The organism is Stenotrophomonas sp. CFBP 13725, assembly GCF_014841935.1.
Classification (GTDB): Bacteria; Pseudomonadota; Gammaproteobacteria; order Xanthomonadales; family Xanthomonadaceae; genus Stenotrophomonas.
In genome coordinates, this window is the sequence record NZ_JACYUV010000006.1 from 73,536 (window position 1) to 89,276 (window position 15,741).

Annotated in this window: 23 protein-coding genes; 15 read left to right on the forward strand and 8 right to left on the reverse strand. The window is 61.0% G+C overall.

Annotation, left to right across the window (positions count from 1 at the left end):
* Window positions 1-145: 145 nt before the first annotated feature.
* Window positions 146-538 (reverse strand): helix-turn-helix transcriptional regulator, encoded by a 393-nt coding sequence (locus IFT65_RS12160; RefSeq protein WP_192081650.1) that lies wholly within the window; start codon window positions 536-538, stop codon window positions 146-148.
* A gap of 111 nt (window positions 539-649) precedes the next feature.
* On the opposite strand from IFT65_RS12160, the gene IFT65_RS12165 reads away from it, so the two are divergent.
* The 3 genes from IFT65_RS12165 to IFT65_RS12175 all read left to right on the forward strand — a co-directional run bounded on the left by IFT65_RS12165 (window position 650) and on the right by IFT65_RS12175 (window position 2,474).
* On the forward strand, window positions 650-1,471 hold the full coding sequence (locus IFT65_RS12165) for a hypothetical protein (RefSeq protein ID WP_192081651.1): 822 nt from the start codon (window positions 650-652) through the stop codon (window positions 1,469-1,471).
* A gap of 1 nt (window position 1,472) precedes the next feature.
* Window positions 1,473-1,856, forward strand: coding sequence for a hypothetical protein (locus IFT65_RS12170; RefSeq protein WP_192081652.1), 384 nt, complete (start codon window positions 1,473-1,475; stop codon window positions 1,854-1,856).
* A gap of 129 nt (window positions 1,857-1,985) precedes the next feature.
* Window positions 1,986-2,474 (forward strand): hypothetical protein, encoded by a 489-nt coding sequence (locus IFT65_RS12175; protein WP_192081653.1) that lies wholly within the window; start codon window positions 1,986-1,988, stop codon window positions 2,472-2,474.
* 468 nt (window positions 2,475-2,942) lie between these two features.
* Here IFT65_RS12175 and IFT65_RS12180 read toward each other — a convergent pair whose 3' ends face one another.
* Both IFT65_RS12180 and IFT65_RS12185 read right to left on the reverse strand, forming a co-directional pair.
* On the reverse strand, window positions 2,943-4,163 hold the full coding sequence (locus tag IFT65_RS12180) for a hypothetical protein (protein WP_192081654.1): 1,221 nt from the start codon (window positions 4,161-4,163) through the stop codon (window positions 2,943-2,945).
* Window positions 4,164-4,338: 175 nt separating this feature from the next.
* Window positions 4,339-6,258 (reverse strand): type 4 pilus major pilin, encoded by a 1,920-nt coding sequence (locus IFT65_RS12185; RefSeq protein ID WP_192081655.1) that lies wholly within the window; start codon window positions 6,256-6,258, stop codon window positions 4,339-4,341.
* Window positions 6,259-6,391: 133 nt separating this feature from the next.
* Here IFT65_RS12185 and IFT65_RS12190 point away from each other — a divergent pair, with 133 nt between their 5' ends.
* The 8 genes from IFT65_RS12190 (at window position 6,392) to IFT65_RS18495 (ending at window position 11,178) form a co-directional block, all read left to right on the forward strand.
* Window positions 6,392-6,619, forward strand: coding sequence for a hypothetical protein (locus IFT65_RS12190; RefSeq protein ID WP_192081656.1), 228 nt, complete (start codon window positions 6,392-6,394; stop codon window positions 6,617-6,619).
* Window positions 6,616-6,858, forward strand: a complete 243-nt coding sequence (locus tag IFT65_RS12195; RefSeq protein WP_192081657.1) for a hypothetical protein — start codon at window positions 6,616-6,618, stop codon at window positions 6,856-6,858. The genes IFT65_RS12190 and IFT65_RS12195 overlap by 4 nt, the downstream gene beginning before the upstream one ends.
* Entirely contained in the window at window positions 6,855-7,325 is a 471-nt protein-coding gene (locus tag IFT65_RS12200; protein WP_192081658.1) for a hypothetical protein, read from the forward strand. Before IFT65_RS12195 ends, IFT65_RS12200 begins: the two co-directional genes overlap by 4 nt.
* A 196-nt stretch (window positions 7,326-7,521) precedes the next feature.
* Window positions 7,522-8,103, forward strand: a complete 582-nt coding sequence (locus IFT65_RS12205; RefSeq protein WP_192081659.1) for a ParA family protein — start codon at window positions 7,522-7,524, stop codon at window positions 8,101-8,103.
* Window positions 8,104-8,114: 11 nt separating this feature from the next.
* A complete protein-coding gene (locus tag IFT65_RS12210; RefSeq protein ID WP_192081660.1) occupies window positions 8,115-8,678 on the forward strand; it encodes a hypothetical protein in 564 nt (187 codons plus the stop codon).
* A gap of 77 nt (window positions 8,679-8,755) precedes the next feature.
* Window positions 8,756-9,751, forward strand: a complete 996-nt coding sequence (locus IFT65_RS12215; RefSeq protein WP_192081661.1) for an HNH endonuclease — start codon at window positions 8,756-8,758, stop codon at window positions 9,749-9,751.
* Window positions 9,752-10,492: 741 nt separating this feature from the next.
* On the forward strand, window positions 10,493-10,813 hold the full coding sequence (locus IFT65_RS12220) for a hypothetical protein (protein ID WP_192081662.1): 321 nt from the start codon (window positions 10,493-10,495) through the stop codon (window positions 10,811-10,813).
* A gap of 71 nt (window positions 10,814-10,884) precedes the next feature.
* Window positions 10,885-11,178, forward strand: a complete 294-nt coding sequence (locus IFT65_RS18495; protein WP_342029559.1) for a hypothetical protein — start codon at window positions 10,885-10,887, stop codon at window positions 11,176-11,178.
* A 4-nt stretch (window positions 11,179-11,182) separates the two neighbouring features.
* On the opposite strand, the gene IFT65_RS12225 is transcribed toward IFT65_RS18495, so the two are convergent.
* The 3 genes from IFT65_RS12225 to IFT65_RS12235 form a co-directional block, all read right to left on the reverse strand.
* On the reverse strand, window positions 11,183-11,650 hold the full coding sequence (locus IFT65_RS12225; protein ID WP_192081663.1) for a hypothetical protein: 468 nt from the start codon (window positions 11,648-11,650) through the stop codon (window positions 11,183-11,185).
* A 74-nt stretch (window positions 11,651-11,724) separates the two neighbouring features.
* On the reverse strand, window positions 11,725-11,988 hold the full coding sequence (locus tag IFT65_RS12230) for a hypothetical protein (RefSeq protein ID WP_192081664.1): 264 nt from the start codon (window positions 11,986-11,988) through the stop codon (window positions 11,725-11,727).
* Entirely contained in the window at window positions 11,981-12,448 is a 468-nt protein-coding gene (locus tag IFT65_RS12235) for a hypothetical protein (RefSeq protein ID WP_249405147.1), read from the reverse strand. The genes IFT65_RS12230 and IFT65_RS12235 overlap by 8 nt, the downstream gene beginning before the upstream one ends.
* Before the next feature lie 145 nt (window positions 12,449-12,593).
* On the opposite strand from IFT65_RS12235, the gene IFT65_RS12240 reads away from it, so the two are divergent.
* On the forward strand, window positions 12,594-13,247 hold the full coding sequence (locus IFT65_RS12240) for a hypothetical protein (protein ID WP_192081792.1): 654 nt from the start codon (window positions 12,594-12,596) through the stop codon (window positions 13,245-13,247).
* 2 nt (window positions 13,248-13,249) lie between these two features.
* Window positions 13,250-13,603 carry a hypothetical protein gene (locus IFT65_RS12245; RefSeq protein WP_192081666.1) on the forward strand — a complete coding sequence of 118 codons (354 nt, stop codon included), beginning with the start codon at window positions 13,250-13,252 and terminating at the stop codon, window positions 13,601-13,603.
* Between the two features lie 55 nt (window positions 13,604-13,658).
* Here the strand turns inward: IFT65_RS12245 and IFT65_RS12250 are convergent, their stop codons facing one another.
* On the reverse strand, window positions 13,659-14,324 hold the full coding sequence (locus IFT65_RS12250) for an SOS response-associated peptidase (protein WP_192081667.1): 666 nt from the start codon (window positions 14,322-14,324) through the stop codon (window positions 13,659-13,661).
* A gap of 100 nt (window positions 14,325-14,424) precedes the next feature.
* On the opposite strand from IFT65_RS12250, the gene IFT65_RS12255 reads away from it, so the two are divergent.
* Complete coding sequence (locus IFT65_RS12255) at window positions 14,425-14,859, forward strand: BLUF domain-containing protein (protein ID WP_192081668.1); 435 nt, start codon at window positions 14,425-14,427, stop codon at window positions 14,857-14,859.
* A gap of 53 nt (window positions 14,860-14,912) precedes the next feature.
* Window positions 14,913-15,278 (forward strand): hypothetical protein, encoded by a 366-nt coding sequence (locus IFT65_RS12260; RefSeq protein WP_192081669.1) that lies wholly within the window; start codon window positions 14,913-14,915, stop codon window positions 15,276-15,278.
* Here the strand turns inward: IFT65_RS12260 and IFT65_RS12265 are convergent.
* Window positions 15,275-15,577 (reverse strand): hypothetical protein, encoded by a 303-nt coding sequence (locus IFT65_RS12265; protein WP_192081670.1) that lies wholly within the window; start codon window positions 15,575-15,577, stop codon window positions 15,275-15,277. The genes IFT65_RS12260 and IFT65_RS12265 overlap by 4 nt on opposite strands.
* Window positions 15,578-15,741 lie beyond the last annotated feature (164 nt).

Sequence of the window (15,741 nt, forward strand, 5' to 3'; positions counted from 1 at the left end):
GCGGGTCACATTTGGGGGCAAGTCGGCGATGGTCCTATGCATCAAGGATTGCGCTCAAGGATTGGCAGGGCAGGCCGATAGCCCGTATTCGAGGCCAACTCAAGGACGATGGGCGATGTCGCCAGATGCGGAAGGAAATGTCCCGTTACGCGGGACCGTCTTTGGTCTTGGCTTCAAGCAGTTTGGCGAATGTTTCGCGCTCTTGAATCGGCAGCTTGACGAGCGCGTTCAACATGTCCGCCAGGTGGGACTGCTGGGAGATGCCCTCCATGCTCAGGGCAAGAATGGCTTCGGACATGCTTGGCGTCGTGGCGACCAAGTATGCAGGCGGCACTTCCAGTGCTTCGGCGAGCTTAAAGAGCGCCTCCAGGCTGATCGACATCGATCCCGACTCGTATCGAGAGATTCGCGCGGAGGCAGTGTCTTTGTCCAAGCCCATCCGGATCCCCACTTCGCGCTGACTCAAACCCCGAAGGTCACGGGCTTGGCGCAGGCGCGCGGCCACGATCGCCCTAGGCGTGGACGGGGCAGCGGTCATGGGCTGAACGGATGCATTGCAGGCATGCGGTCAGGATGACGGAAGGCCTACGCCCCGGGTAGACTCTACGTGACACGTAAGTTGGCGGCAACCCATAGCTAGGAGCAGGGTATGAAGCGTTGGACAGGGGGCATTTGCGCGGTTGCTTTGATGGTTTCAACCGGGGCTCACGCCCAAGATGCAACGGGATTGCTGCGACAGATCGGGCAGGCCATTTCGGGGACGCCCAAGGCGGCGGCTGATCGTGTCAGGACCCCTTACTTTGAGCCCGCCGGCACCTACTGGGACGACGGCGATCCACCGGTGTTGGACGGCTACACGCGGATCCGTTGGGGCCTTGCGGCCACAGCCTCAGGCGGCTTCGATATGTGCGAAGGCAACCTGATCGCGCTGACCAAAGCCGGGTTCGCAATGGCCCCATCCACCCGGACCCACTGCATCGGCTCCTGGGAGCACCAGTTCAAGCGGGTGGGAGAGAGGGGCGACCCTGCCTCCGCCTTTGACGCCAAGGCGCGCCAGATTGCATCAACGGACGCGTTCTACCTTCGGCCGCACCTCGACGTGGAGATCGACCAGAAAACCGGCATCCTCCACGCCTACGCCAAAATCTTTAACAACTCCTGGTATCCGAACTCCCCCGGGTTTCTTCCCACGGCGGTGATCGGTGCATCGCCCTTCGGCAAGGGCAACGCGGTGGTGGGGGTGGAACACGGTGGGCGCTATCACGCGGCGCTGCGCCTGAAGCCCGAAGACGTGGCAGAGCTTGGCCGGGTGGGACGCGACGCTACCGGCGACCGAATCTTTTTCAAAGTCGTGAAGGGCGGGCTTCAGCCCAATGGATTGCCGGACATTGTTCTCCAAATCGACCGGATGGAGATCGGCTACAAGAACCAGGTCATCGGCATCATCCCTTCCAAAGACAAGGACGCATGATATGAAACAAGCAATGATCGTGGCCGCAGCAGTGGCACTCCTGACCCTGACGGCCTGCTCTGGTGACAAGGGGCCCACCAAGGAGGACGGGGTCAAAGTTGTAGAAGGGTTCTTTACCGAGCAAGGGAAGCAGGCGACGTTGCAGCGCACCTGGAAGCTTGAGGTCACCGATGCGGGCGGCCTGGAGTTCGATTGCGAGAAGAAGCCCAATGGGGATCAAGAGTGCATGGTGGGCGGGTCGGTAAAAGCCCAGGGTTCCATCGGTGGCCAGCCCACCAAGCCGGAGCCGGGCACCCTCAAGCCGAAGCTGCGTGCACTGTTCCGCCCTCAAGGCGAGGGTTGGCAGCCGGTCGAGGTGAAGGACGAAGGGACGTCCGCAGGCTAAACGCCTGGACGCCATGTCTTGACTGCACACGGGTTCCGATCAAGCGTGCAGCCACGACCCCAAGGGAGAGAAAAGATGACTGCTTACGCACCGCAGCCCCGCATGATGGCCCCACCTGGGCCGTCTCAGATGATCCTGCCGTTCGTGATCTTGGGCCCGTTGGGGCTTGTCGCACTGGCATCGGGACTGGAAGTCATGAAGCGGGACTTCTTCATCGGCCTGATCTGCTGCGTGCCGGGAGGCCTGATCTTTGCGTTCTTGGCCTTCTGCTTCGCTCTCCATGTTCGAGCTCAGCGGCTTTGGGGCTGGCACGTCCAAACCGGCCGTGTCCCGACGTTCCGCAATCACGGGTTCCTGAAGGGGGCGGCAGTCGGTGCGGTGACCGGGGGCGGCTTGGTGGTGATGGCGGCGTGGCTCGGCTTGCGGCTGATGGACGACCCGCTCTATGGGACGTTTGCCAACTACGCCTTCTACGGGGCCTTCCTCTATGGTCTGCCGGTGTTGGTTTTGATGGCCGTGGTGGCCGGCTGGGCAAAGCGAGCGTGGGATCGCACGGCCATCCCTCCACCGCTGAAGAACGTCAGCGGCCCTGGGGACAGCGAACGGCATGTCACTTGAAGCAAAGCAGGGGCCCGAAAAGGGGCCCTTTCCACGTGTCCCTCCCGTGCGCCTTTTCCTTGGGCCGCCTTTGCTTTTGGCCTCAAGAGCACGCGGCCCCGGGCCGCGTCGTAGGGGAAGGAAAGGCAGGTGGCAGCGGCTTCCGCCGCCGCCAGGCGTCACCGACAAGAGGTAGGCGTATCATGGCTTAGGCCCCATGCACGTCAGGCTGAACTCCAGGGTTGATCCTGATGAGGTGGTCGAGCTACGGATACCAGTGGCGAGCGATGACGTGGCACACGTTGTTCACCGGGCACGATGGCCACGCCTTTTATTACCCAGACCAGCCGTTAGACACCCACCCGGGCTGCCCGATGCAGCTCTCGTCAGAAATGGACGCAACCGTCCAGCTGCTCGGCGAGGCGTGTGGTTGATCGAACGTTCCGCAGAAGGGGCGCCGACTCAGCCACCCCCATGCTGCGCAAGTGTTCAGCCTGACGTGAGGCCAAGCTCTTTGATCGCGCCCCAAGGCATTATGGTAATGCCGTCGCATTCGCCCGCGAGGACGCCGTTGGAATCCGCCTTGGAAACGATGCCATGTCCGTTGTTCCCTCGGACTACTGCGGCACCGCTGTCCCCCGGCGCGCATGCGAGCGCTGGACCCTGGACGCGTATCCAAGTGCTCGCACACGGAAGAGCCTGGCCGGGTCCGCACGAGATGCCAGGATCCCACCCGATGCTGACTACCTTGCCGCAACTCCACCCCGTTCGGACGCCTCGGAAACAGAGTTCTTGCCCCACTTGTGCACCTGTCCACATGTACATGATCGAGCGCTTGTTGTAGTCCGAGGTTGAGGTTGCATACACGCTCCTAAGTGGCGTATGGGCGCCGACCGTATGCCATTGAACGTCATGACTGGCATCGTTGATGCCATCGACGTAGGTCAGCGGCGTGGAAAACTTGGTGGGGTAGCCGTAGTTGCCGTAAATCAGAGCGTCGGGGCAATGGGCAGCAGTCGTAATACCTTTCCGACCCGTCGCGGTATGCTTGACGGGAAATCCTGAGGTGCAAAAAGAGTTGTTGTTCTGAAGCACCGCGCCGCCGTTGATGTATTCCATGTTCAACGACTTGGACATGTTAGGCCTGAGGGAGAGAGAAATGCCTAAGACGCGTTCAAGCTTTTTAAGGGTCGTCTTGAGTTCCTCAGTCTTTGCCTCATCACCCGTAATGTGGATCACAAGCAGGTCTTGACCGGGCAGCCCCATCGTGCCCACGATGCCGGGTATTGCGCCATAGAGTAGGTCTCGATGCTTATCTACAATGGCGTAAAACTCTTCTTCGTTATGCTTGCGGCCGGTCTCAATAACGACGCGGGTGGTGCCGCTGGCTGTTTTTAGAACCCTGCTGTTCACGGGCTCTGAGCCCTTCAGTTCGACCAGGATGTGTTGATCCGGCCCCTGCTGAATAGATATTGCGGTCAGTCTTTCTGAAAATTCCTGCCGAAGGTCCTCCATCGGCTGCAGTATTTCGGTCTGAACTGCGAGTCGGGTGACCGCGTCGTCGATGGATACTTCGGGATGCTCGGTCACATAATTCTTCACCAATGTTTGCATCTCCTCGCCTAGTTCGGAGTCCGGATCGGGCACCTGTGCCCAAGCGTTCGTCGACAGGCAAAGCAAGAATGAACAACCGAGAAGCTTCCATTTCATAAGGGTCTCCGTGTCCCTGTAGGTTGATCCCAGCGCCATGCAATGCGTAGGGAGAAAGCAGGCTATCAGTCAAACGAAGAACGTTCAGTGACCAGCCTCACACACTACTGCTGCTTCGTTTAACAGGGCGAATGAATAAACAGGCGTTCAACCGCGCGGATAAGGGGCAGTGCGGTCATCGCGGAGGACCAATGCACGTCAGACTGAACTCCTGGTAGTCCACCCGTCCTGGGTTGTAGAACTGCCGATACCAGCGGTAAGCGGTGGCTTGGCCCACGTTGTTCTCGCTGCATGCAGGCAGGCCGGATTGGTTTCCAAAACTGCCGTTGGGGGTGCATCCGGGTTGCCCCGTGCAGGTCACGTAAGGAACGGACGCAAGCGCCGAGCTGCTGGGCCATTCCCAGCGATAGGGGTTGTTCGTCTTCCCCACCAGGTCGGACGCGCAGGCCTGGCGACAAACCGCCATGGATGTGCCCCCGCCGGTCCAGTTGTAGTCGCAATAGTGCATGCCCATGTTGGACACGCACTCGAAGTCATAAGAGTAGGCGTAGTTGATGTTTCCAACGTCTCCCAATGCGTTGCATTGCTCCGCGTAGCTCGCTGACTCGCTGACGTTCGCCGGCCAGTTCCCGGGCATCGGGGCAGGGGTTTCCGTGCGGACAACAGGAACGTTCTGGATGGCCCACGCCAGGCGGGCCTTCTCTGCTGCCGTCAGGCCGACCACTGAGTCGTGATACCAATACCCCACGCCACTCGATCCAGGGGGCGGTGGCAACTCGTCCACGGCCGCCGAATGCCACGCAGCGACCTGCAAGCTGCCATCGCTGCAGCGCGGGGCCGTCGGCACGCACGTGTTGACCGAATTGCGCTGGCTGCCGGTATCCGACCAGGCCGACCATCCACCAACGTTAGGCAATGGAACCGTTGTGCGACCGGCGGGGCAGGCGTAGGTGATATCCCGCGAACGGACCTGCTCCCATTCCTGCGACACGGTCCCCGTCATCCCGGAAGGGCATGACCCCGTGCGCGTGACCCACTGGGCCTGCGTTTGCCGCTCGCTGGTGGGGCACGCCTGGCAGTTGCTGGCAATCGTCTTTTTTACCTCGACAGCACGAGCCCAGGCTTCCGGATGCTCCCACGCCGCGTCGGTGTTGGGATCAACGCCTCCGTTCGGACAGACGGTGCGGGTGCGAAGCGTTTCCGTCCCCCACGTCCCCGCCGGGCACGTTCCCGTTTGCGTCAACGACTCTGCCTGCTGACAGGGCACCAACGCCGGCGGCAAGGTCGGTGGAAGGCCGATGGGCGAGGGCTGCGGCACCAACGGGGTCGCTGCGGCAGGGGGCAGGGCTGGAACTGGAGGAGGGGCAGGAGGCAGCCCCTCAGGCGAGGGCGTGACGGGATTCCCTGGGAGTGCATCGTCCACCGAAGGCGCGGATGCCACGGGTCCCGCTGGGGTCGTTGGTGCATCAAGGAAGGGAGACGGCACGGGTGCAGCCGGTTCAATGACAGTGGCCACCGAGCCTCCGCTTGCCAGCCCCGAGTAATACACCACCTCCAACACGTTCCCGCTCTCCTGGCAGGCGGCGGCCAACGTGGGCACATCCAACTGGCCTCCCGTGTTCCATTTCGCCGAGGTCGCGTCCACACGAACGTCCTGGACGTAAGCGTCTCCTGCCACTGCACTGAGGAACGGCACGCAAGCCCGGCGGGGCACGCCGGAGAACGCCACGGTGAAACTGTCTCCAAAGCGGCGAACCGTGGAGGGAGTGATGGCAATGGGACCGCCCCAGGCGTTGCTCAGCGCCGACCCAGAGGATGCCTTTCGGAAGTCGGCGGGCGCCAGGTTGTCCTCGACCACGCTAGACGCACTCACGTTTCGATACGTGCCCACAACGCCGTAGGAACGATCAATGGCGTTCGCCATCGCGCGGAGGTTCTCAACATCCGTTGCCACATACACCCGGGTCTGGACGCGGGGATAGAAGAACAACGCCGCTGCGCCCATGGCTGCGGCAGCACCCAAGGCCAGCAGCAACTCGGCCAGGGCAAAGCCTGGAGTGGGCGAACGTGGGCGTGGGCGGGCATGCGGTGTCATTCACTTCAGCATGCGACAGAACCGCGTTTTGACAAGCCCTGAGAGCATCTCCTGTTTTTAGTCAAAAATGGTTGAAATCAATGGGTTGACATCAGTTGGAGATGTGGTTGGATCGTGGTGTAGGAGCGGCTTAATGGGTAAATCGACCTACCCACAAAAAGGGAGTGAAGGCATGAAGATCCATCCCGTAGAGCCCGCTAGCAACGACCTGACGCACTTCCAGCTCCACACCGCCATGCAGTTCCTGGACCGCACCAATGGCCTGAATCAGTTGGCCGAAAAGCACCGCCGAATCCAGCGCCTGGCCACCCGCGCCCGCCATGAGCGGCGATGGAACAAGGAAGCGGAGCGCTTCGCATGAGCTTGAACATGGCCTTGCTTTTGGTCGGCATCCTGAGCACTGCGGTGTTCTACCGGGACCTGGTTGCCAACCCCCTTGACGCCGGGCGTGGATTGCTCCGGTTCTACCAACTACCGGCCCAACGTCGGCAAAGCAGCGTTCTTCCGGACGTATCGGCGGAGTGGTGGCGCGTGATGTTGTTGCCCGTATACGTTTTGTCGGCCTTGGTGCTCATCGGGATCCTGGGAGGTGGGCAATGAGCGCTGGGACCGAAAACCTCATCCGGGCCATTCAAACCAACGATTCGATGGCCTTCTACGGATGGCTGCACGCGCTCAGGGGAACGCCAGCCTTGGATGCCGGCGTGGCCGGTGATCCGGGCATCACCCCTTTGGCGGTGGCCGCGGTCATGTATGCCAATGTGCTCAAGTCAGACCGTCACCAAGCAGGGGGGTATGCGGCCATGGTTGCAGCGCTTCTGGACGCGGGAGCCAATCCCTTGGCGCGGATCGGGGAGCGTTTCGTTGTGAGGCGAAACCATGCCGGGAAGCTCGAACGGCGTCGGGTGGCCGATGGTAAGACGCTGGCTGAAGTTTGCGAGAGCGTTCTCGCCCCCGCTATGGAGGCCTGGTTTGAACGGTATACCGTCGACCGGATGAACACCGAACTCCACCGACACCACCCGGCGTTCGTTCAATCCCCACGGCACATCGCGGAAGTCGCCTGAAGCCAGAGCCGGCGGCTGCTCGCCGCCGAAAAGCGGTGGGGAGAAAAGGAGGGGAGGGCCACGGCTTCCGCCGGGCCCAGGCCTTGCTTAACCCAAGACGTCTGCACGGCTACAACCCCCTAGCTGCACGGCCCTTGCGGGAATAGGTTTGCATCGTAGTGTGTTGCACGACCTATCCATAAAAGGAAATATCCGCATGCGACTTGTTGTTTGTTGCTTCAAAGGGGGCGTGGGGCGCACAACGCTTTCTCTCAACCTCGCGGCCGCTTTCGCCGGCCAGTCCCGCGTGCTGGTCAACGACCGTGACCCGCAATGCGGTTCAGTGGCATGGGCTGCGCTGTCTGACGAAACCCCGTTCACCGTGGGCCGCTCGTCCTCCCCGGGGTTCGATCTGGAGATCCAGGACCTGCCGCCCAGCGCACCGGTGAAAGACCAGCTCCCGGACGGGGATCTCTACATCGTGCCCACGCTGCTGGACGGTGGCAGTTATGTGGTCTACCTGCGCACCATTGAGACCCTGCGACGTCAGGGCAAGCCGTTCCTGCCGGTGGCTAACCGGGTCAACCTCAAGCGTGCAGAACACCGCCGCCGGCTGGGAGACCCGAGCCTAGCAGGGGCCGTTGTCATCCCCGAGCGTGCGGCCCTGGCGAGCTATTACGAGCTGGGCGAGACCGTCTTCTCTATGCGTGGCGCAGGCGTAAAGGATGCACGGGAAGACATTTTGAGGGTGGGTGGAGCTATCCAAAAAAGGTTGACCGATGCTAAGGGGGCTGCATGATGGAGGCCCCGTTGCTGCCCCTGCCTGAGCTCATGGCTACCAAGAAGAACCCTGTCAAGAACGCCATGCGTAAGAAAGCCCCGGTCCGCAAGAACCTGGCCGCCGCCGCCAAGGTGGTTCACTCCAAGCCGGAGCGGGAATATGCACCGCTCATCGACTTGGGGCAGTTCTCTGAGGAGGAGTTGGCTGAGCTGATGGTGGCTGCAGGGGACGCCCCTGCGCGAAAGACGTATTTCGACTACAGCGAAGAAGCGCCCTACACCCGATCCGGGCAGAGGATCTACCTGGAGGTGGGGCGCGATTCAACGATGTTCGACTACCGCGACGAGAACGGGACGCGTGTAGAGCGAACGATGGTCACCGTTCCCCCAAAACTGCGAGAGCAGCTCCAAGAGATCACAGGGGAGGAGCAGCCCATCGTCACGACGTCGATCATCGCCCTCGCGTCCTGGGCCTGCCAAGAGCTCAAGAAGACCAAGCGGCGCTTGGTGGTGACGACGGCGACTGATGACCTGGACCCGGTGCGCAAGCAGGTGCGGAAGGCCATCGTCGCAAAAAGTCGAAAAACTCGCTGATCCCCCCACGCAATGGCGGTAGTAGGCGATCGAGCCCCTCAGATGGGGTGTTTTTAAGTTTAGCAGAGGCATGGAAGATGCTCATCAGCAATGAACCTGCGGTTGTTGCACTGGGAATGTCACCCGAAGAGGCGGCTGGGCTCGATAGGGCATTGGCTGAGGTGAGGCGGTTGCTAGGCCCGTTGGATGCCTATATGGCCACGTATGCAGGCATGCGGAACCCTACGCTGATTTTTGGTAGGAAAGCCGTTGATGCTCGGAAAGGGAATCCGCTGCTGATAGTCAGAAAAGTTCGTAACACCTATGTGCTGGGCTTCGCCAAGTCTCAGAAAAGCGGACGTCAAGTGCTCCAGTATTTTTTTGATGCCGGGACCTGGGGCGATTTGATCAAGGGTGAGGTCTACCCCCTGGAAAAGCTTGCAGAAAATAGCTCAGTGTTCGCATCAAAAATGAAAAGGCTTGGCACCTGGTTGAAGAAAGAACACGAGGATCTTTACGAAGTCTGGATCGAAGGTGAGTCGTTGATGCCATCTGACTATCTTTTGAACGATGGCCACAATGAGCAAGGCTCCCTTCTACTGGGGGAACTTCAGCAGCTTTCTTCAGAACCATCCATTACCACGCGAGTGCAACTGATCGATGCGCGGTTAGGTCAAGGAAATTTTCGGCAGAAGGTGCTTGATCGCTGGGGCCGGCGCTGTGCCGTCACTGGGTGCACAGTAGAGGCATTGCTTCGCGCCTCCCATGTTCAGCCTTGGGCTTACGTGGTGAAAGCCAATCAGTCGCTACCGGGCGCGCCGGATCCACGTCTGGATCCTAACAATGGGCTGCCGCTTGTGGCGACCCTTGATGCGCTGTTCGATTCGGGCTTGATGACCTTCAACGACGATGGTTGTGCGCTTTTTGCTGACGCTTTCATAGAAGAAGAACTCATTGCAAAAAAGCTCATTCCCGCGCAGGCGCGTCTGAGAAGCTTGCCCGGGGGTGAGTTGAAGCGCTACCTCCAAATCCATCGGGACGAGGTATTTCAACGGCCGAGGGGGAGCGCGAGGCAGGGCCGGGCCGCCGATTAAAGCCAGCTCTAGGCCGACGCGGAATAATGGCCATGGCAAGGGCCACACCGCCGTATAGTTGGATTTCCGTGTGCTTGATGAGGTGGGTGAGCGGTTCGTTTCCGATGTCTGGGCAGCGGAGATCTCGCTCGCCGGGGCCCTACGGCAGTCGATGGACCGGTGCCTGGACCAGAATAGGTGAACGGTCGAAGCACGCTCATGTGCGATTGGAATGCTTAGCTATTGCTTCAATGTGCTTGGCAAAGCACGTTTAGAATATTCGGAAGGAGCATCAATCTTGGAAGATCCTCGACGACAGTTGGTAGAAATCACCTTGAGCTGGGAAAGGGCATTCGGCAACGCCCGATCCATCACATCGGCTCTGTCCGAGCATTATGCTGCCGTGCTCCTTGGCTGTCCCCTGGCCGATTACTCCACAAGCAAGAGGGCTGCAAGGGCAGTCCAACGGGGCTACGACTTCGTCTACCGAGGCCTGCGCTGCCAAGTGTAGGGAAACCGGCCTAGTGGGAAGCGTGGGAGCGCGGTGACCTGGGTGCCGAAGCCGAGAAACTACGACTGGGACCGGTTGATCTGGATCCTCTACAACCCTGCCTACGAGGTCCAGGAGGCCTGGCTCTGGGAGGTGGAGGCCTACAAGCTCCGGTTCGATGAGGTCCAGCGTCTAGGGCCGGCGCACATGCGCTTGGGGAAACCACTTGCCGATCTGATAATCTCAGGTGACGGATCATCATGGAGCGGTAGATGAGTAATCAGGTTACATACGAAGAGTTGATTAAGCTGCTTAACGAGATCGACCCTTTTTATAAATCAGGGAACTCGATTCCTGCGGAAAGAGCATTCATTCCTATAGCTGTATGGGAGCGCTTCAGAGCTCTTATAGGGCGCATTCAACTTGAAGAGCATACGCAACACGTTAGTTCTGAGGAGCGTCCAATTGATGCGATCAAGTTCCCAGGAAAGCCTGACATTTCTAGCGCGAACCAGCGGGCTGAAGGTGGCTATTCGGATGGCTGGAATGATGCGCTTACGGAAATCCGAAACATCAACACGCGTAGGCTCTAGTCCCGTCAGCGAACGCTGTATTCCGTGTTTTTAGGTGGCGTTGCTAACACTACACGGCTGGCTACCTCATCGTGAGGGGGGGGCTCTGGCGAGCCACGAAATCTGGCCTCAGCGGGCCGGAGAGGGAACGCTTGGTCCACGAGCTGATGGACGCGCGGCGGGCCGTGAAGTCGGCGAAGTCCAACGGGGACAAGGAGGCTCTGGTCGCCGCCCGGCGTGCCGCGGACAGCGCGAAGAGAGGCCAGGGCGAACGGGGCCCGGTGTGGTGGACCGATGGGCCGCCGGATTGGAACCGGCACCTGGTGGAGAACTCGCCCTATGCGGTGTGGTTCTCTGAAAGACGAGCAGTAGCAGGTTCAGCGTAAGCCATCATGCCTTTGGCTGGGCACTCATTTCTGACAGGCCGAAATCCATTTCAAGGTGGAGAACAACGGCGTCGACGACGTTGGGCGTCTGGGTGGCTCCTCTGGCGAGAAGGCTTCGCTTATAGCGATCAACACAGTCCGAAACAACAACGTGTTGACCATCTTCCTCCGCAACAAGCACGACCTGTTCTAGGGCGCGATACATCAAAGCTTGGTAGCGCAAATGGTCAGGGAGAATGACGTTGGGTATCTCAATCACGGTTGGATAGACATCAAGCACCATTGCTGATGGATAGTTCGAATCATCCCTGCCTTCGTGTTTAAAGTGAAGTTTGAATAGACTGGAAGCTCCGTTCCCGCCATACGGTTGAGCCCATAGCTTCCAAGGTGAGGTGAAGTGAGGAGCAAGCACGCTCATAGCGGCAGCAACCGGCCTGTAGCTTCGATCCCTCAAGGAGATTTGTTCAACCATTGCAAGGTCCATTTATCGCTCTCGCTCCATGTTCAGGGACCGTCAGCCAATCTTTGCCCGATAGGTTGAGATCTTCAGCCGCACCCATCGCTTTCCTCCTGTGGTGCTTGGACAGCACCCGCCTTCCGGCCGCCTCGGCGGCTGTTATTGGCATTGGCCATGATCCTGGCCACCTCTTCTTTGTCACCGCGCACCAAAGCGATCAGCGCCAAGCCGCGCGCGTCCCACAGCCGCACGACGCCTTTCCGTGCGCGCGTCAGGTCCACCCCGGAGCGCCGGGCCAGCTCGTGGCCCACCGCCCGGTGGTCGGGCGCTTCTTCCTTCAGCAGGTCAGCCACTTGCCACCTCCACGCGCTTGAACTCAATCACCCACACCCACGGGTTTTCCGCCCAGATGCCGCCGGTCGAATCCCACAGGGTCATGCTGCGGACAGTCAGCGATTCGTGCGCGCCGCCGTTGAAGGTGAACCGACCGTTGAGTTGCTCAATTCCTTCAGCCAGCGCATCGGCTTCACTGATTGCCTGCAGCCGCTCCACGCGCACGTCGGTGATCTCCAGCACCAGGCGGCACGCCCAGCGCGGCATGGGGATGCTGGGGCGCCACCGGCCCGGATCGCATCGGGCGAAGCCTTCGCGGTAGTAAGCGATCTGCTTGCCGTCATCCGACACGGTGGATGGCAGGCCGCCCCATGGGCCCCAGCGCTCACCATCGGCGCGGTGCTGGCCGTACGTAGGGAAGATGGCGTGCGTCTCCCTCACCCACAACCGGTCGCCGGGCTGGCCGAAGGGGCAGTACACGATTGGGCCGCCATACTCCCAGTAGCAGCCACGGAGCGGGGGACTTCCTTCGATCATGCATGCCGTGCGCACGATGTTGGCGCTAGGTTGCGGCTTCATCAGCCGCCGGGTCTGCGTCTTCGCGCCCGACAGGATGGCGCGCACCATGGCACCGTTGAACAGTGTAGGGTGGGTGACCCGTTCGGGCGGGTACATGCAGGTGCACGGCAAGCCGTTCGGCACCACCGGTGATCTGATGCACTACATCGGGATCGGCTCAGATCCGAACGCCGCCAGCAAGGCGAACGGCATCTTCTGGATCGACAACAAGGGCAACGCCTATTTTGGTGGCAGCTTGTCGGCGGGTACGTTGCGCAACGCAGTACAGACCACATCCACTGCAGGCAACGCCGAAATCATCAACGGTCCATTCTCGACATTGGGTGGGCAGAAGAGCGTGGTGGTCAGCTACAGCCTGCGGAAGACGGACACGGCCACCACCGGCACATGGAACCCGCCGAGCGGTGCAGTGAACGCTACGATCTACATCTACCGGAAGGTGGGAAATGGCCCAGAGCAAATGATCAACAGCTTTGTGGTCAATGGCGCGTTCGAGGTGTTGAACGAGACTGGCGGGCCGTCCAAGCTTGTTTCGACCATGAGCGGTGCGCATACGTTCAACGACAACACGCCGGGCACCGATCAGTTTACATATCGTGCAATTCTGATCAGCCGCAACGTCGCTGCCTCAACACCCAGCAGTGGCACTGTGAATGTTGAGATACAGCAGAGCCTTGGAATCATTTCAGTGGAGCAATGAGCATGAGCCTCATCCTTTCCGAGGGCGGCAACAATGCGGTGGAAATGTTCGCTACCCGCATCGATGTGCAGTGGGACTTCCGCACCAACACGGGCCCGGTGCTGTTCCACTTCGAACGGGTGGACTGGGACCGCTCCACCCGCATGGTCAACGCGCGGGGTTATGACCGGACCGTGCCGCAGGACATTGGGCTGATCAACGGCCAGTACACGATCACCGATCCGTTCACCGGTGAAGAGTCGGTGGAGCCGGGCTGGAAGCTGATGGCGCTGATCAAGGCGGCGACCGAGCGGGTTTGGGATGCCGAGACTGCCGTGCCTCCTGTGGCAGATACTGACGAGGGCGCGTCGGCGTGATCCGTGAATCAGATGTCCGGGGGTACTGGTGGGACTGGATATCCGCGAACCTGCCCTAGCCGCCCAGCTGCAACAGCTCCGGGACGTTGTTGCGCGGCGAGTTCACCGCTCGGCTAACCCGGTATGCCTCCATCGCAGGGGGCTCGCTGGCCAGCAGCATCGCCATAGCGTCGTCGGGCTCGGCGGCCATCCAGTCGTCGACCTGGTCCGCCTGCAGCCACACCGGCATGCGATCGTGGATATCGGCCGATACCCCGCTGCTGTCCCCGGTAATGACGGTGAAGGTGCCGAGGTTGCCCTCGGCCAGGAGGGGGCTGGTGTCCTCCCACAGGCCGGCGGCGAGCAGCGGCCCAGCCGCATGGATGAACCACGGATCCTTCTTGCCGTCTTCGGTGTTGACCGACCACTCGTAGTAGCCGGCCATCGGCACCACGCAGCGGCGCTTCTTGAAGGCAGTCCGGAATGCCGGCTTCGTCGCTACTGTCTCGATCCTGGCGTTGATGGTCGAGCCTTGCAGGCTCTTCGCCTTGGCCCAGAAGGGCAGGAGACCCCACACCATTCGGGTGACCTGCCGGCCCGTTCCGCGGTCGATGATGACCGATGCGCGCTGGCTCGGGGCCAGGTTGTAACTGGGCGGCAGCTCGAGCAGGTCCTGGGCCAGGTCGGGCAGGCCGAGCTGATCAGGTTTGAAGATGGGGGTTTGGACGAATCGGCCGCACATGAGCTACATCTACGGCACCCAGCGTGATTACTCCGCCTAGAGCATCACAATATTTTATTCACAGTTCGGTTATGTTCGACCTCCCCATCAGGAGCCGGCAATGCCGATTCACGCAGTCGTCTACGCCAGCCACGTGGCCGCTGAGCTACCAGCAGAGCGTCTGGACGCCCTTGTTCAGGACGCTGCGAGGTTCAACGTGATCGCAGGCGTGACCGGCCTGCTTTTATTCGACGGGGAACGCTTTCTGCAGTACCTGGAAGGCCCTGATGATGGATTGCGTGCGGCCTATGGCCGCGTGCTCATCGCGAGCAGCCACTTCGACATTGTGCAGCTGGCTCGAGGGCTGGTCGGTAGCCGGCTGGCTCCGTACTGGTCTATGACCATGGTAGGTACGCCGCGACGAGACCTCGGCACAATCGCGGTCGCGGACTGGAACAGCTTCGTCCGCCGCGGAAGCTCGCTGCGGCCAACGGCGATGGACCACTTGGTCAGAATCATGGATCGGCACCGGCAGGACGAGTGCCGCGCAGGCTGAACCCTTCACCGCTGTATCGGGCTATGAGACTGCGCCGGCCTATCCTCCTGCCCATGGACGCCGACACCCAGACCCTGACCCCCATGCCTGACGGCTTCTACTGGAAGCCCCGCTGCCACCTCGACACGCTCCCGACAGGCCTGTTCCTGCATGGGGAGCAGGTAGCGTCCATGCAGCAGAGGGTCGATGGCAGGTGGCTGGCCAGGCTGACCCCCGAGGATGGGGTGCATGCACCGCTGCTGCTCCGGCACTGCAGCTCGTTTGATGCAGGCCGGCGCGGTTGCGAGATGTGGGCCTTGCGCCACGAGCAGGCGCTGCGGCGGAAGGTGGCCAAAAAGCTACAGTGGATCCAGGACAACGTGGTGCTGCGGGGCAGGGGGAAGCAACTGGACCCCCGCGACGTGCTCGGTCCGGCCTAGACCTGCTCGGCGCTGCCAGCTTGCCGGTCTGCTGCACCTTGGATGTGATCGGATAGCCCAGCCAGCGCCTGCTGGAAAGCGGCATCGAAGAGTGGGGAACTGCTGCCATCGCCGCCATGCACGTCTGCCACTTCGGGTAGTACGTGGGACCACAGCTCCGCCAGAGCTGCAGGCGTAGGGTGGGAGGCTATGACCGCCTGTAGGCCGTACTCCAGGGCCTTGATGTAGCCGCGTGAAGCTTGGAGTTCGAGCTCGCATCTCGCCAGGCGTTCGAGGATCTGCTCTATCGGCTGATTCATGGGTATCTCTGCTAGGTCTGCGCCTTAGTCTACGGCCCAGTCAGCTGCCGTTGCCTCCGTATCGGCCCTTGCGACAGGCCGGCGGGACAATGGACCCATGACAAGAGAGCACGCAGGAAAGGCGCGCTGGGTGCGCGCGAGGGCGGCTCCGCGATGACGGCAGG